This is a genomic window from Bacillus sp. TH19 (assembly GCF_016651075.1).
In the GTDB taxonomy this organism is placed as follows: domain Bacteria; phylum Bacillota; class Bacilli; order Bacillales; family Bacillaceae_G; genus Bacillus_A; species Bacillus_A mycoides.
This window is the reverse complement of sequence record NZ_JAEKEO010000007.1, coordinates 2,365,161-2,382,684: the sequence shown is the minus strand read 5'-3', so window position 1 is coordinate 2,382,684 and position 17,524 is coordinate 2,365,161. Positions and strand designations below refer to the sequence as shown.

General features: G+C 35.6%; 19 protein-coding genes and 1 riboswitch. Of the genes, 2 read left to right on the top strand and 17 right to left on the bottom strand.

All coding sequences use genetic code 11. The features are described from left to right. Window positions 1-95 precede the first annotated feature (95 nt). Window positions 96-647, top strand: coding sequence for a streptothricin N-acetyltransferase SatA (gene satA, locus JFU54_RS16035; RefSeq protein ID WP_201039107.1), 552 nt, complete (start codon window positions 96-98; stop codon window positions 645-647). Between the two features lie 99 nt (window positions 648-746). Here satA and menA read toward each other — a convergent pair whose 3' ends face one another. From menA to JFU54_RS15955, 16 genes are all read right to left on the bottom strand, one after another. Continuing rightward, window positions 747-1,658 carry a 1,4-dihydroxy-2-naphthoate polyprenyltransferase gene (gene menA / locus JFU54_RS16030; protein WP_201065315.1) on the bottom strand — a complete coding sequence of 304 codons (912 nt, stop codon included), beginning with the start codon at window positions 1,656-1,658 and terminating at the stop codon, window positions 747-749. 316 nt (window positions 1,659-1,974) lie between these two features. Then, entirely contained in the window at window positions 1,975-2,184 is a 210-nt protein-coding gene (locus tag JFU54_RS16025; RefSeq protein ID WP_201065638.1) for a hypothetical protein, read from the bottom strand. Window positions 2,185-2,619: 435 nt separating this feature from the next. Beyond that, on the bottom strand, window positions 2,620-2,829 hold the full coding sequence (locus JFU54_RS16020; protein WP_088039723.1) for a glycine zipper domain-containing protein: 210 nt from the start codon (window positions 2,827-2,829) through the stop codon (window positions 2,620-2,622). Window positions 2,830-2,969: 140 nt separating this feature from the next. Further along, complete coding sequence (mntA, locus tag JFU54_RS16015) at window positions 2,970-3,908, bottom strand: manganese ABC transporter substrate-binding protein/adhesin MntA (RefSeq protein ID WP_201065312.1); 939 nt, start codon at window positions 3,906-3,908, stop codon at window positions 2,970-2,972. A 17-nt stretch (window positions 3,909-3,925) separates the two neighbouring features. After that, the gene (locus JFU54_RS16010; protein ID WP_201065298.1) at window positions 3,926-4,792 is read right to left on the bottom strand and encodes a metal ABC transporter permease; all 867 of its coding nucleotides are present in this window, start codon (window positions 4,790-4,792) and stop codon (window positions 3,926-3,928) included. Beyond that, the gene (locus tag JFU54_RS16005; RefSeq protein WP_002084653.1) at window positions 4,789-5,538 is read right to left on the bottom strand and encodes a metal ABC transporter ATP-binding protein; all 750 of its coding nucleotides are present in this window, start codon (window positions 5,536-5,538) and stop codon (window positions 4,789-4,791) included. Before JFU54_RS16005 ends, JFU54_RS16010 begins: the two co-directional genes overlap by 4 nt. Before the next feature lie 368 nt (window positions 5,539-5,906). After that, window positions 5,907-6,506 (bottom strand): DJ-1/PfpI family protein, encoded by a 600-nt coding sequence (locus JFU54_RS16000; protein WP_016120473.1) that lies wholly within the window; start codon window positions 6,504-6,506, stop codon window positions 5,907-5,909. A 63-nt stretch (window positions 6,507-6,569) separates the two neighbouring features. After that, window positions 6,570-7,544, bottom strand: a complete 975-nt coding sequence (locus JFU54_RS15995) for a phosphotransferase (protein WP_201065297.1) — start codon at window positions 7,542-7,544, stop codon at window positions 6,570-6,572. A gap of 266 nt (window positions 7,545-7,810) precedes the next feature. Beyond that, window positions 7,811-8,215, bottom strand: coding sequence for an arsenate reductase (thioredoxin) (arsC, locus tag JFU54_RS15990; protein ID WP_201065286.1), 405 nt, complete (start codon window positions 8,213-8,215; stop codon window positions 7,811-7,813). 25 nt (window positions 8,216-8,240) lie between these two features. Beyond that, window positions 8,241-9,281 (bottom strand): ACR3 family arsenite efflux transporter, encoded by a 1,041-nt coding sequence (arsB, locus tag JFU54_RS15985; RefSeq protein ID WP_002128038.1) that lies wholly within the window; start codon window positions 9,279-9,281, stop codon window positions 8,241-8,243. Between the two features lie 18 nt (window positions 9,282-9,299). Next, window positions 9,300-9,737, bottom strand: a complete 438-nt coding sequence (locus JFU54_RS15980) for an ArsI/CadI family heavy metal resistance metalloenzyme (protein ID WP_201065284.1) — start codon at window positions 9,735-9,737, stop codon at window positions 9,300-9,302. Between the two features lie 60 nt (window positions 9,738-9,797). After that, the gene (gene arsR, locus JFU54_RS15975) at window positions 9,798-10,103 is read right to left on the bottom strand and encodes an arsenical resistance operon transcriptional regulator ArsR (RefSeq protein WP_000046014.1); all 306 of its coding nucleotides are present in this window, start codon (window positions 10,101-10,103) and stop codon (window positions 9,798-9,800) included. 544 nt (window positions 10,104-10,647) lie between these two features. Then, complete coding sequence (locus JFU54_RS15970) at window positions 10,648-11,157, bottom strand: DinB family protein (RefSeq protein ID WP_002142397.1); 510 nt, start codon at window positions 11,155-11,157, stop codon at window positions 10,648-10,650. A gap of 545 nt (window positions 11,158-11,702) precedes the next feature. Beyond that, entirely contained in the window at window positions 11,703-13,559 is a 1,857-nt protein-coding gene (locus tag JFU54_RS15965) for an alpha/beta fold hydrolase (RefSeq protein ID WP_201065282.1), read from the bottom strand. 57 nt (window positions 13,560-13,616) lie between these two features. Further along, window positions 13,617-14,183, bottom strand: coding sequence for a TetR/AcrR family transcriptional regulator (locus JFU54_RS15960; RefSeq protein WP_078422116.1), 567 nt, complete (start codon window positions 14,181-14,183; stop codon window positions 13,617-13,619). 335 nt (window positions 14,184-14,518) lie between these two features. After that, window positions 14,519-15,283 (bottom strand): SDR family oxidoreductase, encoded by a 765-nt coding sequence (locus JFU54_RS15955; RefSeq protein WP_078174774.1) that lies wholly within the window; start codon window positions 15,281-15,283, stop codon window positions 14,519-14,521. Window positions 15,284-15,509: 226 nt separating this feature from the next. Between JFU54_RS15955 and JFU54_RS15950 the strand changes: the two genes are divergently transcribed. Beyond that, window positions 15,510-15,950, top strand: a complete 441-nt coding sequence (locus JFU54_RS15950; protein ID WP_001178569.1) for an Lrp/AsnC family transcriptional regulator — start codon at window positions 15,510-15,512, stop codon at window positions 15,948-15,950. Window positions 15,951-16,085: 135 nt separating this feature from the next. Here the strand turns inward: JFU54_RS15950 and JFU54_RS15945 are convergent, their stop codons facing one another. Further along, window positions 16,086-17,291, bottom strand: a complete 1,206-nt coding sequence (locus JFU54_RS15945) for a M20 family metallopeptidase (RefSeq protein ID WP_201065279.1) — start codon at window positions 17,289-17,291, stop codon at window positions 16,086-16,088. Between the two features lie 88 nt (window positions 17,292-17,379). After that, window positions 17,380-17,481, bottom strand: a riboswitch (SAM riboswitch). Between the last annotated feature and the right edge of the window lie 43 nt (window positions 17,482-17,524).

Sequence of the window (17,524 nt, the reverse complement as noted above, 5' to 3'; positions counted from 1 at the left end):
CCTTACTATTGAAATTCCATTATAATTTTGTAATTGGAATGAATTTGAATCACATAAAGAACCAGAAGAAATAATATGATTTGGGAGGTATCACGATGAGCCTTTTAATTAGAAAGTTAGAAACAAATGATTTAGACAATCACCCGGAGATTGATGACAGTTTTATAGTGAATGCTCGGTTAATTCTTTCTCTTTCAAAAGTAAATAGACGCATAGAATATACAGTAGAAGACGTTCCGAGTTATGAAAAAAGTTATTTACAAAATGATAATGAAGAACTGGCGTACAATGAATATATAAATAAGCCCAATCAAGTAATTTACATAGCACTGTTACATAACCAAATCATCGGATTAATAGTATTGAAAAAGAATTGGAATCACTATGCTTACATAGAAGATATAACGGTGGATAAAAAACATCGTACACTCGGGGTTGGTAAAAGATTAGTTGATCAAGCAAAGCAATGGGCAAAAGAAGCCAACATGCCCGGTATCATGCTTGAAACGCAAAATAATAATGTCGCAGCATGTAAGTTCTATGAAAAATGTGGATTTGTAATAGGTGGATTTGATTTTCTTATTTATAAAAGTTTGGATATGACAAGTGATGAAGTTGCAATTTATTGGTATTTGCATTTCAAATGAAAATAGTTTACAACATTAAACAAACTCAAAATAAAAACCCCAATCTCTCTAAATTAAAATCGAGAAATTGGGGTTTAGTCACTTAACAATAGTTTTTATTTAAAACAGATAACTAATTAATAATCCTGCTGATAATAAGAAGCCAAAAATCGTATTTGTCATCGCTGTTGATTTCATTGCGATGCGCATATACCCGGGATCCTTTGCTCCTTTTTGGAAACTTTGAATTGCAGAGATTGGCTTTTTCAAACCTAGGAACATAACTAATGCCCAAGGGCTTATATAACCCATCAATACAATCACGGCAATCCATAAATAAGCAATGAAAAAGGCTACAGCTAGTGTTACTACTGCTTTCTCTCTCCCAAGGAGGATTACCAATGTCTTTCTTCCACCTTTAATATCTTCTTCGATATCTCGGATGTTATTCGACATGTTGATTGCACCTACTAAAATTCCAATTGGAATGGAAATCAATACACTTTCAATCGTTATAGTATTCGTTTGAATAAAGAAAGAAATGAGTACAAAACATGTCCCCATTAACAATCCAGAAACTAATTCTCCAAACGGAGTGTACGCAATTGGTAAGGGACCACCTGTATATAAATAGCCAACCGCCATCCCGATTAAACCAATAACGACTAACCACCAGCTGCTATTCATACAAATATAAATTCCAATAAATGCTGCTACTACATACAATAAAAGCGCAACTGTTAAAACATTTTTTGGTTTCAATCCATGACGGACAATTCCACCACCGATGCCAACTGAATCAGCGGTATCTAATCCACGTTTGAAATCATAGTACTCATTAAATAAATTCGTTGCTATTTGCAACGCTAAACATGCAACCATCATCGCAATAAATAAAAGCCAATGAATTTCTGCAATGTAAAGTGATGCCACTGTCCCTAAAATTACAGGAGAAAACGTCGCCGTTAATGTATGTGGGCGCGTCATCTTCCATATTAATTTAGCGGAACTAATTTCTTTTTCATTCCCCATAACTCTGTTCAATCTCCCTACATTTTAAGTATAAAATCACTAGAAGTATCTTTCTATCTATTTCCTGCTTCACATCTATTATATCAAAAAAAGAATTAGCGATAGAACTTTAATGCTCTTGCTTGCACCATAACTTTGCATCAAAATATCGTTTTTTCTAATATGGGGTGGTACCCCACATCCATCAAGCTAAGATTTTAAAGCACCCCCTAAATGGATTTTTTTCACAGAACCGAAGTTCATTTTTATGATTTTTGGGGAAGAGTGTGCTTCTTAACTTGATACCGCAAAAAAACAAACAGGAATGACTATTAAGTCATTCCTGTTCCTTAAAGAAACCTTCTATGGTACTAGCAACTGCCTTGAATGCTTCACCTTTGACACTGGAAATTGATAATCCCTCAATTATATTTTTCCACTGTGAATTTACACTATCCTTGTTATCATCCCAATTTTCAGTAATATGCTTATAAGCTTTAAAAGGTTTATCACGACTTGATGAAACATATCTTAAAGCATCTATCAACTCTACAAACTCCAAAACACTTCAGGCCCTTCTTTTAGAACTGGAGTTACCTCTTCGTTGCGAGATAAAACTTCCATTTAGGTGGTGCTATTAAACTTTAAAAGCTAAAACAAGCATAACCCCGTTCTAAATTTAGGACGGGGTTAAAATATAGTTGTTTAATTTCCGATATAAGATACTTCACTGTACTCAAAAATATAACAATAAAGTCGATTAAAAATCTAAGGTTTATTCAGCAATAACGACCGATTGCTGAAGATTAAGAAAATGATTATGATTGCTGCTTATAGCTTGTTGAACTAACGCACCCGTTACTTTAAGTGAATTGATTTACAATCTTACTGGGAATTTACCTAAAAAAGCTGAATTAACTTAATAAAAAAAGGACTCCCTTTTTTGGGAATCCAATTCATTCAGTGTCACTTTGGTTAAATTCTAATCTTCTCGGGTCGCAACACTGTCATTAGCTTCATCGGCACCTTCGCCGACTTTGTTACCCATCGCTCCTCCTACAACGGCTCCTGCAACGGTACCAAGTGGACCAAGAACAGAACCTACAGCAGCTCCAGCGACAGCACCGACACCAGTTCCTACCGCTTCGCCAGCATCATTATCGACACGGTTACGTTCGTTTTTATCAGCCATTCATCTCACTCCTTATTTAGAATAGGCAAGTGCATTCCAGCACAATACCTTACATATTTTGACCTATAAGGACAGATTTATGCGAAGTTTCTTAACATATAAAAGGGTGAAGGAATTGTTGTTGAATTTTACGAAGCCTTTTATAATTTTTGTAATCCATTAATAATTGTATCTATATTCCATTTCATCATTTTCAAATACGTATCTCCATCCTCACCCGTTTTACCTAGTGAGTCTGTAAAAATTGTCCCTCCAATTGGCACGTTTGTTTCTTTTGAAACAGTTTCCATGCTACGTCGATCTACACTTGTTTCTACAAATAAAGCTGGAACTTTGTTTGTTTGAATTACACTTACAACATCTCTAATTTGATCTGGCGTACCTTGGTTTTCTGAGTTAATTTCCCAAATGTATCCCGTCTTAATGTCATACGCTTTTCCAAAGTATTTAAAAGCACCTTCACTAGAGATTAAGAAACGTTTTTCCTCAGGAATTTGATGAATTCTATTCACTGTCTCATCGTGTAACTTTTGAAGTTCTGCTACATACTTTTCGGCATTTTTAGTATAGAACTCTTTATTTTTAGGGTCTTCTTTAATTAATGCCTTTTTCACATTTTCAGCATATAAAATACCATTTTTAATATTCATCCATGCATGCGGATCTGGTTCTTTTTCTAATCCCTTAGTTTCTAAATAAATAGCCTCTACACCTTCACTTACTTTATAAACCGGTGCATCTTTTTCTGATTTGTTTGCAGTTTTCAATAGTTTTTTAAACCATGCTCCGCCCTCTTCTAGGTTTAATCCATTGTAAAACACCATATCTGCATCTGTCATTTTCATAACATCTTTTGGTAATGGATCATATTCATGCGGGTTAGCTCCAATCGGAACAAGACTATGAATCTCAACTTTATCTCCACCAATTTGCTTCACCATATCATATATAATGGAGTATGTAGTTACAACTTTTAATTTTCCATTGCCCTCTTCTTTTCCATTGGTGTTACTCGAACACGCTGTTAATGCAAATACGAAAATACAAAGTATCGATAATAAAACATTTTTGAATTTCATCTTTATCCTCCAATCAATTATGACAACTCTGCTCTATTTTTTCTAATTTTGATAGCTCTCCAAAACAAACCTTGTGACGGTGAAAAAAAGAATGCCAATGCGAACAAGAATGTTGCGACAAGAACAATTGTTGCACCTGAAGCAAGATTATAAGAGAAACTAAAATATAGCCCTACTACAGATGAAAGTGCACCAATACCTGCGGCTAAATAAATCATGACCCATAAACGATTTGTTAATAAATACGCTGTAGCCGCTGGTATAATAAGCATAGCGACAACTAGAATAATTCCTACAGTTTGAAGTGATGCTACTGTAACCATTGTAAGTAGTATCATTAAGCCATAATGAATCCATTTGTTCGGTAATCCGTAACTTTGCGCCATCGTTGGATCAAAAGTGGATACGAGTAATTCTTTGTAAAATAGCATCACAAGCCCGATAATAACCACTCCGATAATAAGTGTCATCCACATATCAGAAGAACGAACTGATAGGACATTCCCGAATAAAATATGATACAAATCAGAACTACTCTTCATAAAGGTAATTAAAATAATCCCTACAGCGAAAACAGAAGTGAACATAATCCCTATCGCCATATCATGTTTAATTCTACTATTTTGACTTACAAATCCAATTCCAACTGCAGTAATAACACCTGTTAAAACCGCCCCTATGAAATAGTTCATACCGATCATATAAGAAAGTGCTACTCCAGGAAGAACGGCATGTGAGATCGCATCACCCATTAATGCCATACCTCGTAAAATAATAAAACATCCTATTACCCCACAAATCACTCCTACCATAACGGAAGTTAAAAGCGCCTTCTGCAGAAAACTGTACTGCGTTAATGCATCTATAAATTCTACAATCTTCATGATGAATGTACCTCCGCTGCATTATTAAACAATATTCCTTGATTCACATATGCTTTTGACATAACAGTTGGTTCTAATACTTGTCGTACTTCCCCGTAATGAATTAAGCTTTTATTCAGTAATAGTAATTTATCAAAATAGGACTCTGCTTTACTTAAATCGTGATGTACAACAACAATCGTTTTCCCTTCTATACGTAGCTCTCTAAGAATTTTAATAATTGTCTCTTCACTTGTTACATCAATTCCAACAAATGGTTCATCTAAGAAAAATATCTCTGCCTTTTGTGCTAAAGCTCTCGCCAAAAAGACACGTTGTTGTTGTCCGCCTGAAAGCTCACCAATTTGACGATTTTTAAACTCTTCCATTCCGACCTTTTTTAAACATTCAAACGCCCAATCCCGATGCTCTTTCTTCGGCCTTTTCATCATCCCTAAAGATGGATACGTTCCAATTAGTACGACATCTATTACTGTGATCGGGAAATCCCAATCTATATCACTTCTTTGCGGTACATATGCAACATGTTTTCTAGCGCTTCGAATATCCTCTCCAAGAATCCGAACATATCCCTTATCACTTGGGATTAAATCTAAAACAGCTTTCATTAAAGTAGATTTCCCCGCACCGTTTGGACCGATAATTCCAACGAGTTTTCCTTTTTCAATTTCAAAAGAAACGTTTTGAACTACTTGATTCCCTTGATAGGATACAAACAAATCTTTGACGATTATAGCCTCACTCATTTTTTGTGTATTCCCCCTTCTTTTTTTCGTTAATATAATTATTTTGCACAAAGGCAACTTTCGGACAAAAAAATATAATATGAATGTAAATCCATACCTAAGTTTCCCTGGGGAAACTTTTTTATATGAGTCAAATTATATAAGCCAGACGCAAATTTGTAAACTACTTTTTGCTAATTTATGAATATATAATAAAAATCATTATCACTATGAAACAAAATACATGATCCATTCTATGCTCTTTTGGAAAAGATATTACTGTAAAAAATAGTAGTGTATAAAAGAAAGAACCAACTCATACGAGTAGGCCCTTTTTCTTTAAGGATATGTAATACGCTCTACAGCAAAAAACTATGATTACGTTCAAATCACTTCCAAACAACACCTCGCCTCTCGTATTCCATTCTATATTCAACAGCAGCTGCAATTTTGGGACTTGCAAACCTTTCCGTGATCCAAAGACCTAAATCAATCCCTGAAGTAACTCCTCTTGCAGTAATAATATCGCCTTGATCCACAATTCTGTAATGAAGAAGTTCTGCCCCATATTGACTAATTTCACTCTGCGCCAAATGATGCATTGTTGCCTTTTTATCATTCAATATACCGGATGCAGCTAGTAACATACCTCCAGTACAAACTCCCGCAACAATCGTTCCTTCATTGTGCATCTCTCTAATCATTTTGGTCAAAGTTCCAATCTCTGCTTGCTTTCTCGCCCCATGTTCAGCTTTATGATTCCAGCCACCTCCGGGTACAATTAACAAATCTGGACGATTATCCATTCGTAAAAAATCATGTAGTTTAACCGTAACTCCAAACGAAGTAGTAACCTCTTGTTTTGGTTCACTAGAAACTAATTCAACCGTAAACGGAGCCCCTTCTTCTATCGCTCTTTTCAATACCTCAAAAGGTGCAAAGGAGACAAGCTCTCCGAATCCGTCAAACAATACAATTTGTATTTTCATTTTTAGAACACCTCATATGCTTTGTTTTATAAATCCCAAAAGAGAAGAAATGTTATCTACAAATTAAAACAATGAAGACAACCTTTCTCCCCTTACTCTATAAACTTTCAAATGTTCCTCTAATTCTCTCCCGTCACCAAATAGACTCATCGTCTTTTTAACGAAGTTCCAATTTAAACTACCGGATAACCATAGCAACGAAGAAAGTCTTTTATAATCATTTGAAGTTAAAATGTTATTAGCTTTATACCCTTCTAAAAATGCTCTAGCAACTTCCGGACATACTTTATGCGACTGTATTCCTTTCGTTCGAGAGTACCATTTTATTAAAAAGGCTAACCCTTCAATACGGTCAACATAACTAATAGATTCAAAATCTACAATTCCTTTTACCTGTTGACTTGAGCCCCATAAAACATTCAAAGGATTTAAGTCTGTTTGTACAATAAACTCTAATTCACTCGTATATGCGCAGTCTATATGATATTTAGCAAGATCTATATACTCCCGCAATTCCTTACATGTGCTTGTCTTGCTTTCTAACATATTAATAAACTGGGCATACCCATCCAAATGAGATTTCTTCTGAAAAATCGCGCTTTGAAATGCACTAGAAATATCATGAACCTTTCTTGCTTCCTTTCCAAATGCTTCTGCGATAGCTTCCGTACAGAGTGTAATATGTTCTCCTTCAATCCAATTAGACAATATAAATCGGTATTGTTCATCATTCCAAGCGACTAATGTAAATGACTCTCCTGACCTATTTTTATTAATTTGCATAAAAAGGACTCCATGCTCGCATAAATAATACGTAAAACGTACTTGCTCTATCAGTTGTTCGTTTGATAACGCCCCAAAAGCTGGATTGATTGTTCGCTTGCTATTGATAAACCGTGCGGAATATCGCTTTCCATTCACCATAATTTTATAGTGTAAATCTGTATTCCAGCTATTTTTATGTAGCTCTTCTTCCACTGCTAGTGAATGGATTTCTTTAAAATAATTTATTAATACGTCTTTTATTATGTGTTTCACCCTTTTTTCCTTTCATGTGAAAAAATTTTTATTACACGCTATTTTTTATGATTACTATCTCGATTACTCTAAAAACCAAAATTCTATTCATTATTAATAGTATTATATATATAAATTTAATAGAGGTGGACTACTATTCTAACTATATCATTCTTACATAATATTCTACATTCGTTGAGATAGTTGTTGTAAACCAATGCAGTAGTGACTATGTATAGAAAAAGAGCCAATCCCCTATACAATAGAAGATTGGCTCTTTCCTTTATTTACTCCCCTGTTTCAGAAAATCGTTTTATACGCTCTCCTATTTCATCGCGAACACGTTGAAATTCAGACCATTCTTTTCCTGCCGGGTCATCAAATTCCCAGTGAACACGATTTACGTGCGGAGGTGTCGAAGGGCAAACAGAATCCGCATGACTACAAAGGGTAACAACTAAATCAGCGTTATTTAAAATATTTACATCAATTATATCTGATGTTTGATCTGTTATGTCGATATTTACTTCTTTCATCGCTTTAATAGCATTTGTATTTACTCCGTGTGCTTGGATTCCTGCAGAATATACATTCCACTTATCTCCTAAATATTGTTTGCCCCATGCTTCTGCCATTTGGCTTCGGCATGAATTTCCTGTGCATAAGAAATAGATTGTCTTTTTGTTTTCCATGTTGTTTTCCGCCTTTATTTTTAAATTATACTGGTTGATCATTAAAATATTTACGCTTAAACCAAAAAGCGACGTTTACAAGTGCAATCATTACAGGTACTTCAACTAACGGCCCGATAACAGCTGCAAATGCTGCGCCTGAATGAATACCAAACACACCAACTGCTACAGCAATTGCTAACTCGAAGTTATTGCTACCTGCTGTAAATGCTAACGTTGTAGTCACCGGATAGTTTGCACCAATTTTTCTTCCCATAAAGAAAGAAACAAAAAACATTACAATAAAATAGATTAATAACGGAATTGCTATTCTTACTACATCTAATGGTACGCTAACAATCATTTCCCCTTTTAAAGAGAACATAACGATGATTGTAAATAGTAATGCAAGTAATGTAAGTGGACTAATCTTCGGTATAAACACCTTTTCATACCACTGTCTTCCTTTTAACTTAACGAGTACAAAACGTGTCAACATACCTGCTATAAAAGGAATTCCCAAATAGATAAATACTGATTTCGCTACTTCTCCCATTGTAATATCGACAATAGCCCCTTCAATCCCTAACCATTCTGGAATGACTGTTACAAACACGTATGCATAAACAGAGAAGAATAACATTTGGAATACGGAGTTAAAAGCCACTAAACCTGCTGCATACTCTTTATCCCCATCTGCAAGGTCGTTCCAAACAATTACCATTGCAATGCAGCGTGCTAAACCAATCATAATGAGTCCGACCATGTATTCTGGCTTATCTGGAAGAAAAATAATTGCTAAAACAAACATAAGTACAGGACCAATAATCCAGTTTTGCACTAAAGATAAAACCAATACTTTTACATCTTTAAATACCCGGCCCATTTCCTCGTAACGAACTTTCGCCAACGGTGGATACATCATGACAATTAAACCAACAGCGAGCGGGATGGACGTCGTTCCAACTTGTAATGTATTTAGTCCGTCTACTACACTAGGAAACACAAACCCTAAACCAATCCCAACAGCCATAGCTAGAAAAATCCATAGTGTTAAATATCGATCTAGAAAAGATAAACGTTTCATTTTATTTTCCATCTCCTATTAACAACAAGAATTTTTATCTACTACGTTAGAAGTCGTGCAACAAGAAGGCTCTTCAATTTTATGAACATCACTATGTGCTTTTGTATAAAAGAATTCCCACTCGTTACCATCAGGATCCGTTACCCAAAACTTATCTTGAACTGCATAGCAACAAGTTGTATCCATCTCATCACGCGCAAAGAAACCTTCTTTTTCTAATCTTTCTTTATGTAATGTAATTTCTTCAGCTGTATCCACTTGAAAACCAAAATGATTTACCTGATTTCCTTTAACTTCATCTCGCACGTTCAGCGTGAAATTAAGTCCTGGCGTCTCTAATAAAAATTTTGCATAATCCATTTTCACCTTAACTGGTGACACACCAAATACCTTTCCATAAAATTCAACAGACTTCTCTAAATCCGTAACATTTATACCAACGTGAACATATCTCATAGCTTATTCCTCCTCTTTATATGTTATTAATCAATTTTTTTTGATTAATGGTGCAAAATTTTAACAACAGCTACCTTTGCCTGTTTTTCTAAAGATACAGCATAATTCTTCTGATAATAAATTATTTACTTCCGCATCATTTAAATCATAATAACTCCACGTACCTTTTGTTTCTTTTACAATTAAACCTGCATCTAATAAGATCTTTAAATGATATGACAACTTAGATTGCGTCATTTCAAAAATCTCTGTTAGATCACATACACAAGTCTGGCCTCGCTGGCAAAGTTCATACATAATCTCTAAACGCTTCTGATCCGCTAATGCTTTGAATTTTTTCTCATAGAGCTGAAAATCTTGCGCCACTGTAGTTCACTCTCCCTTCATCAACTTTTTTTGATATTTATAGTATATACGCTGTTTAGTTCTTTATGCAACTTATTAATCAATTTTTTTTGATTAAAATAACTCAACTTCCTCTCATCATATCCATGTCACCATTAAAAAAGGTCATAGCCTTTCCAAAAATGAAAAACTACGGTTCTTTTTACAACTTAATAGTTACAATATTTCCGAGGAACGGAGTCTCTATAACTGTTTTAAATTTTAATTTGACCATTATAGAGTAGTGCCCCATCACCATCAAGCTAAGAAAAACAAATACCCCCAAATGAAAAAAATCGATATAACGCTTCGGCAAATAAAGATAACTCTTGTTTTTGGTGCATATTCATAAAAAGCACGTCACCTTTTCTCATTAACATAAGAGAATAGTAATGTGCTTTTAATTTCAAAAATAGTCTAAATCCTTAAGTTGATGGTTGTAGGGCGGGACCCCAATAAGAACGGTATCTAATATCTAAGGTTGTATGAGAGGTGTTAGTTCCATTCCAAAGGCCTCAGCCGACGATTAACTCAAGTACCGATTTCGGATGACCCCCATGTGATGAAGTTCGTGTCCTGCGATGCCGTATGCGAGGGCGCGCACCGTAATGCTTAGGTTGTTGGCTGTGCCCTTGCGGGTCCACGCCTCCGCCGGTAGCCCGCGCAGCAATGTGATCGTTGATTGCCGTACGGCCCGGTAGTCTTCGGCCAATTGCTCGGTTGTCCAACTTCCGAAAGGAGGCATGAACAATTCCTGATCAAAACCAGTCAGAGACGTCTGGTCCCCTCTTGCGAACCGGAGCAGGCGGTAGGTCATGACGCGTTCCGAGTCTGCAATGTGGCCCACGACTTCTTTCAGCGTCCATTTTCCTTCAGCATACCGATACGCGTACTGGCTTTCGGTCAACGATGCCAGGAGCTCGGTCATTTGTTTTTCCTGGGCGAGCAGAATATCGATGATGTTACCGTCCGGTACCAAACGGATATATTCGCCGGAGTTCCCGGCGTATTCTTCTTCTGACGGTCTTTGATTCATGCGTAGTCACCTCTTATATGTAGATATAGAAAATTATAGCACTCGTCTATGTCTAATAAATTCTCGAAATGATAGAACTTTCCTTCTAATAATTGAGGATAAGCAACTATTTAGTTTGTCGGTCGCCACACTATCCTGATTCGTTAGCACAATAAGCAATGTTAATCAATAATGCATAAAAATTATCTGTTATACAATATTTCGAAGTTATTAATATATAAAGGTAACACCTTCTTTTTTAATTTAAAGATGGATTTTCAATTATATTTTGAAATGAATCGGAGTAAAACACACTAGTCTAACTACTTTTTTATAAACATCGTAACATTATTTCCCCCCATATTGCCATCAATTTGAGAAATGTATTCTTCTCAAAAATGAAAATCGACCTAAGATCCTATGGACAACTATGAAAGGATGAAATTTTCGTTTTGGGGATATTTCAGAAGTATAGCTTGATAGGTATCGGGTGGGACCCCATACAGTACTATTTTATTTCAAAGACACAACGATCTTACTACACACTGTTTATTTATCCCACACTCTCATCTGCTAGTATTACTATTTTTTATTACTAATGTTGCCGTTTCACTCGGATGGCTAAGAGGAAAATGATGGCCATATGGAACAAAATCAACCTTACCAAGATGCGATGGAGCAGAATAGTCTCTGTCATAATCCCCCCAAATAATGTGAAGATTATACTTTGTTACTTCATTAAAATCACCTTGATCGTGTTTCAGTAGTAAACTGTTAAGCTGAACCGTAGTATTTAAAATTCTAGGAGAAGTAAAACTGTTACTTATTTTTTCAATATAATTTCCAGGGATACTCTCCATACTTTCAAACAAACCATTACTTAATAAATAACGCCCTATCAAATTAGTAGTTGCCAATTTTAATGTCCATTTGTTCATAAATTGGGGAACATTTAGCGATTTAGCATTTTTTTTAGCAACAGGTGGCTGAAGTAAAGTGATTGAATACTTCTTATCTATATACTTTTGTACCAATGCTTCCAGAAGAATAAACGCACCGAATGAATGGCCAATTAGATGTGCACCATTAGTAGCTTTCTCCAATAACTTTTTCACTACATTCAAATAGATATCTAGAAGATTTTTCTCTTGTTTAAAAGGAGAACGTCCCAAACCTGGAAGATCCAAGATCCATACAGGTTGACCAGTTTTTTCATGAAGCTCTTGTGCTAAAGGAAATAAATCCTCTCCATCACTCAATAAACCATGTAATAAAATAAACGGTTTACCCTCTCCTTGTAATTGGTAAAGGGTAGTGTTATCGCATAATGTTCGTTTAAATAAATGATTATGCTGGCCATTTTGATACATCATTCGATAATCCAGATCAGCTACTACGGCAGGGAAAAATTTCATTACACTCGTCTTCTTAAACCAATCTCCTCCCATAATTTTTTTCGTTGAAACATTTGAAAATTTTCGTTTTGTGATAAAATTCAGTCCATCAGAAGGAATTTTTGTTATTTTACTTACTCCACTATTCATAATTGCTTTCATAAGTGGCATTGGGACAGAGATTTTTGGTGCCCTCATATTCATACTTTCCGACATAATACTTAATAATTCAGCAATGTTCTGATCGTGCTGTTTGTCTTCAACAAGTGTATATGTTTGAATAGTCGGTTGCTTCAATCTGAAAACTTGCACAATAAACTTCGCAAGCTCATCGTTTGAAATAAGTGGTAACCTATATCCCTTACCTCCAGGAATCACTGGCATGAGCCCTCTTCGCATACTCATCACAAGCAAACCTAATCCTGCTATCTGCTCTGTACTCCCTGTTTTACTACTACCAACTACAGTTGGCGGATTAATTACAGAAAGCGGATAACCTACTGCTGATGCCTGGTGACGGATATAAAGATCTGCTAAAAATTTTGTTCTCTCATATGGATTTTTCATTTTCAAATAATTGTTTCCTTCTTTAAACACATCAATTGCAATCTTGCTATTTTTATCATCAAAGGGACTCATATAACCTACAACATGAATAAATTGTTGCAAGCCCTTCAATTGATGAATACTTTTAGCTAATTCACTAATATGTTTGGCGCCATTTAAAAATACGGAAGCTGCCTCTTTACTTGTCACTTGAATATCCATGGGGCCTCCTGCGTGAATAATCACATCCGTTTTCAATATCCTCTCCTTATCTTCAGCACTTAGACCTAAATCTATTTTCGTCAAATCACCTTCAATAAAGTGCATAACTGCCTTTTTTAAGATGCCTCTTTCTTGAAAAATGCGTGTTGCTTTACTTTTCGACCTCACTAAAAGAAGAATTTTAACATCCTCTTTAGCTAATTCTTTCACTAATTGCTTTCCAATAAAGCCTGTTCCACCAATTAAAAATACTGTTCTCATATAAAATCTCCTTTTTAGTACTATTCAGTACTAATTTGATGTAAAAAAAAGCTTCTTTTATCGAAGCAAGTTAAATAAATAATCTGCTGTTTTCGTGATTACAGTTGCATCCTTCAATGTTTCTGAAATAAATAACGCTCCTTCAAGATTTGTAATAAAAAGTGATGCTACCTCATCAATATTAATCGTATTTCTGAATTCTCCATTCTCTACCCCTTGTTTAAGTAATAGAGAAACTTTCTTTTGTAATTCTGTAAAAAAAAGACCTATTTTTTCTTTTATTTGCGTGGCCTGTGTAGGACTTTGAATATAAAGAGTAATAAATGGACAGCTCCCCTTATACTCTCTCGACTGAACTCCTTGTGATAATTGCTTTAAAAACAGTTGGATACGATCTTCAACTAAAAATTGGTTCTGAGAAAGTACGTCATCAATTGCAGATTGATACATTTCAATCCAATAATCAACGACCCCTTCTAATAATACTTCCTTATTAGAAAAGTGATAATACACATTAGACTTTGAAACTTTGCTTACACGTACTAATTCATCCATACTTGTATAAGCAAACCCTTTTTCTAAAAATAATGTTGCAGCTACTTCAATCACACGTTTTTGATTCATTAATTTTACCTTTGTCATAACTAGAACTATATAGTACTAATTTAAATGTTGCAAGTATTTATGTTAATTTAGAAAAAAGTTTGATTAAAAAAGTTCCACTAACATTGATTTTACTGCAAAAAAATCTTATTTTGAATAAAGTTGAACTGAACCCCGAAATTGTTAATTCACTATCGTCTAATAGGGGTCACCATACATACCCATCAACTTAAGAAAAAGAAATGCCCCCAAAACGAAAAAATGAGCGGCTTCTCAAAATAGCTATCTGTAGAGAAAGAAAATTTTAATTTAGGGGGATATGAAAATATTAGCTTGATGGGTATGAAGTAGTGCCCCTATAAACAAAATCCTCCAGAAACATCTAAAATTTGCCCTGTTACCCAGCGGCTATCAGAAGAAGCAAGGAATGCGACTGCATCTGCAATATCTTCAACTTGCCCTATTCGTCCGAACACAGATGAATTCGTAGCAAAATTTCGTATTTCCGGATTATCTAGCAATTTCGCATTTATATCTGTCTTCGTATATCCAGGCATAATTGTATTCACTGTTATACCCCTTTCTCCAAGATGTTTAGCTAGAGGAAGTGTCATCGTATTTAGTGCACCTTTACTTAAACCGTATGCAATGGACCCTGTAAAACCAAGTCTTACTTCAGCTGATGAAATGTTAATAACTCGCCCCTCCGCTCGTAATAACGGTAATGTTTGCTGAATTAAGAAGAACGGTGCTTTAATATTTACAGACATAATTTCATCAAAAACTTCTTCTGTCGTATTTTCAATTGTTCCTTGTGTACCTATCCCTGCATTGTTTACTAAAATATCAATCTCTGATGTACCAACTCTTATTTGTAATTCATTCTTCAATTGTTCTACTATCTTTTTGACACCATCAATTGAATTGAAATCCGCTTCAATTAAGAATGCCTTTCCTCCATTAGATTCAATCTCACTAATTGTTTCATCTGCAGCTGCTTTATTTCGGCCATAGTGAATTGCAACTAATGCACCGTCGTTTGCCAATCTCATCGCAATCGCACGACCAATACCGCGACTCGCCCCTGTTACTAACGCTACTTTCCCATCAAGATTCTTCATTTTTTCCACCCTTCCTAAATTTCCGTTTGATAAAGTGAAACTTTAATCAGCCCTCACCAATCGGGCGTTTACGGGCAGTTAATGTGAGATAAATTCTATACTTATATTTTCATGCAAAAACCAATCATTTTAAATATAGATTTATAGGTAATTTAGTTCGTTTACTTATGATATTATAGTTATAATTTGTAATTTACTTTAGAAAATATAACAAGGAGGCTACACAATGCAAAACGCAGTAAAACTGGATGAAATCGATCATAAAATTATGAACTTGTTATATGAAAATGCGAGAATTTCCGTTTCAGAAATAGGACGGATCATATCCATGACGCAGCCTGCTGTAAAAGAACGCATTAACAAGCTTGAAGATCAAGGGGTTATAGCTGCTTACCGAACGAAATTTGAGCCTTCCAAAATTAATAAAAACATCCAAGCATTTATTATGTTCAAAACGAGTCAATGCTCTGATTTCATCCAATATTGTAATGCCGCTCCTGAAGTAACAGATTTATATCGAATTAGCGGGGAATTTAATTATATGATGAAAGTCATGAGCGATTCGATGGATTCTCTCGCTGCATTTTTAGACTCTTTAATGCAATTTGGATTATCATCTCCTTTAATTGTTTTAAAGAGTGAATTTGAAGAGAAATTGTCGTTCTGATAAGAGGGTACTAAGGTAGAAATATGAAGTGTATGTGGAAAAATTCTTTTATAATATAATAAAACCAGCCATAGGCTGGTTCTTTTTTCATTCAATTTCCTACTAAAAAATCCCGAGTATAATTCTCCTTCTTCCCTATCCTTGATTCTTCCGCGCCTCCCTAAACTCCTCCTTCACCTTCTCTAACAAACCTTCTTCTATAATTAATCGATACGCTGTATTTGCTAGTGCTTTTGCCGATGTGATTAGCGCTTTATCTCCAAGTTCTGAACGTGCTGCTTCTCTAAATTCATTCGTATGCGCAATTAAATCGTCTGGACCGATTTTGATGTACGGATGAATTGTCGGTACGACTTGGCTTACGTTTCCTGCATCTGTTGAGCCAATTCCTACTCTTTCTTTACGGTTTACATCTTCACCTAGTAGTTCTAACTCTTCCGCTACGACGTCATTAAATGTTTTTGTTACGAGTAGTTCATCGATTTCATTTTGGAATTGATGAATTTTCACTTTTGTGCCTGTTGCTAACGCTGCCCCTTGTGCGATGTTTCTTACTTTCTCTGTTACTTCCGCACATCTTTTTCTCGTTGCTGCGCGGATGAAGAACCTTGCTGCGGCGTAGTCAGGAATAATATTAGGTGCTTTTCCGCCCTCAGTAATAACACCATGAATTCTCACATCTGACGGAAGTTGTTGGCGAAGTGCATTAATACCGTTATAAAGCTGGATAATCGCATCTAATGCGTTAATTCCTTCTTCTGGTGAGGCCGCTGCATGAGCTGTTTTTCCGTAAAAATGAAAATCAAGTGGATCGACCGCTAGTGATGGACTCGTTGGAGCTGTTTTTCCGCTCGGATGAATCATAAGCGCCGCATCAATGTTTTTAAATAAGCCAGCTTTCACATAACTCGATTTTGCGCTACCATTTGGCCCGCCCTCTTCTGCTGGTGTTCCGAACACGACAACTTCTCCGCCGATTTCCTCAAGCGTTTCTGATAACGCGATCGCTGCTGCAACGCTAATTGTTCCGATTAAATTGTGACCACACGCATGACCGAGTCCTGGTAAAGCGTCATACTCAGCTAAAAATGCGATAACTGGCCCTTGTTTCCCGGAACTTTTCCGCGCGATAAATCCTGTTTCATGACCAGCTATATTGTGCTGCAACTGAAATCCTGCGCTTCCTAACAACAAACTTAACGTTCTTGATGCGTAAAATTCTTGGTTACCAATCTCCGGATTCGCATGAATATTATGACTTGTTTCTATGTACTTTTCCTTATTTCTTTCTATACTCTCTTCAATTGTTTTTCTTTGTGACGTTACTCCTGTCGCTCCCATTTTTCTTCCTCCTTTTATTTTCACGTAAAAAAGCCTCTTTCTAAAAGATAGAAAGAGGCTTCTGTATATACAGTCAAAATGAGCTTCTTTCTTATCTTTCAAGTTACCTTGCTGGAATTGGCACAGTATTCATAAAGAATCCGCTGCCGAGGTGTCATAGGGCCAGTCCCTCAACCTCTCGTGATAAGAATTTTCATAAAATCATATTAAATTATTTTCATTCTAAGTTCATT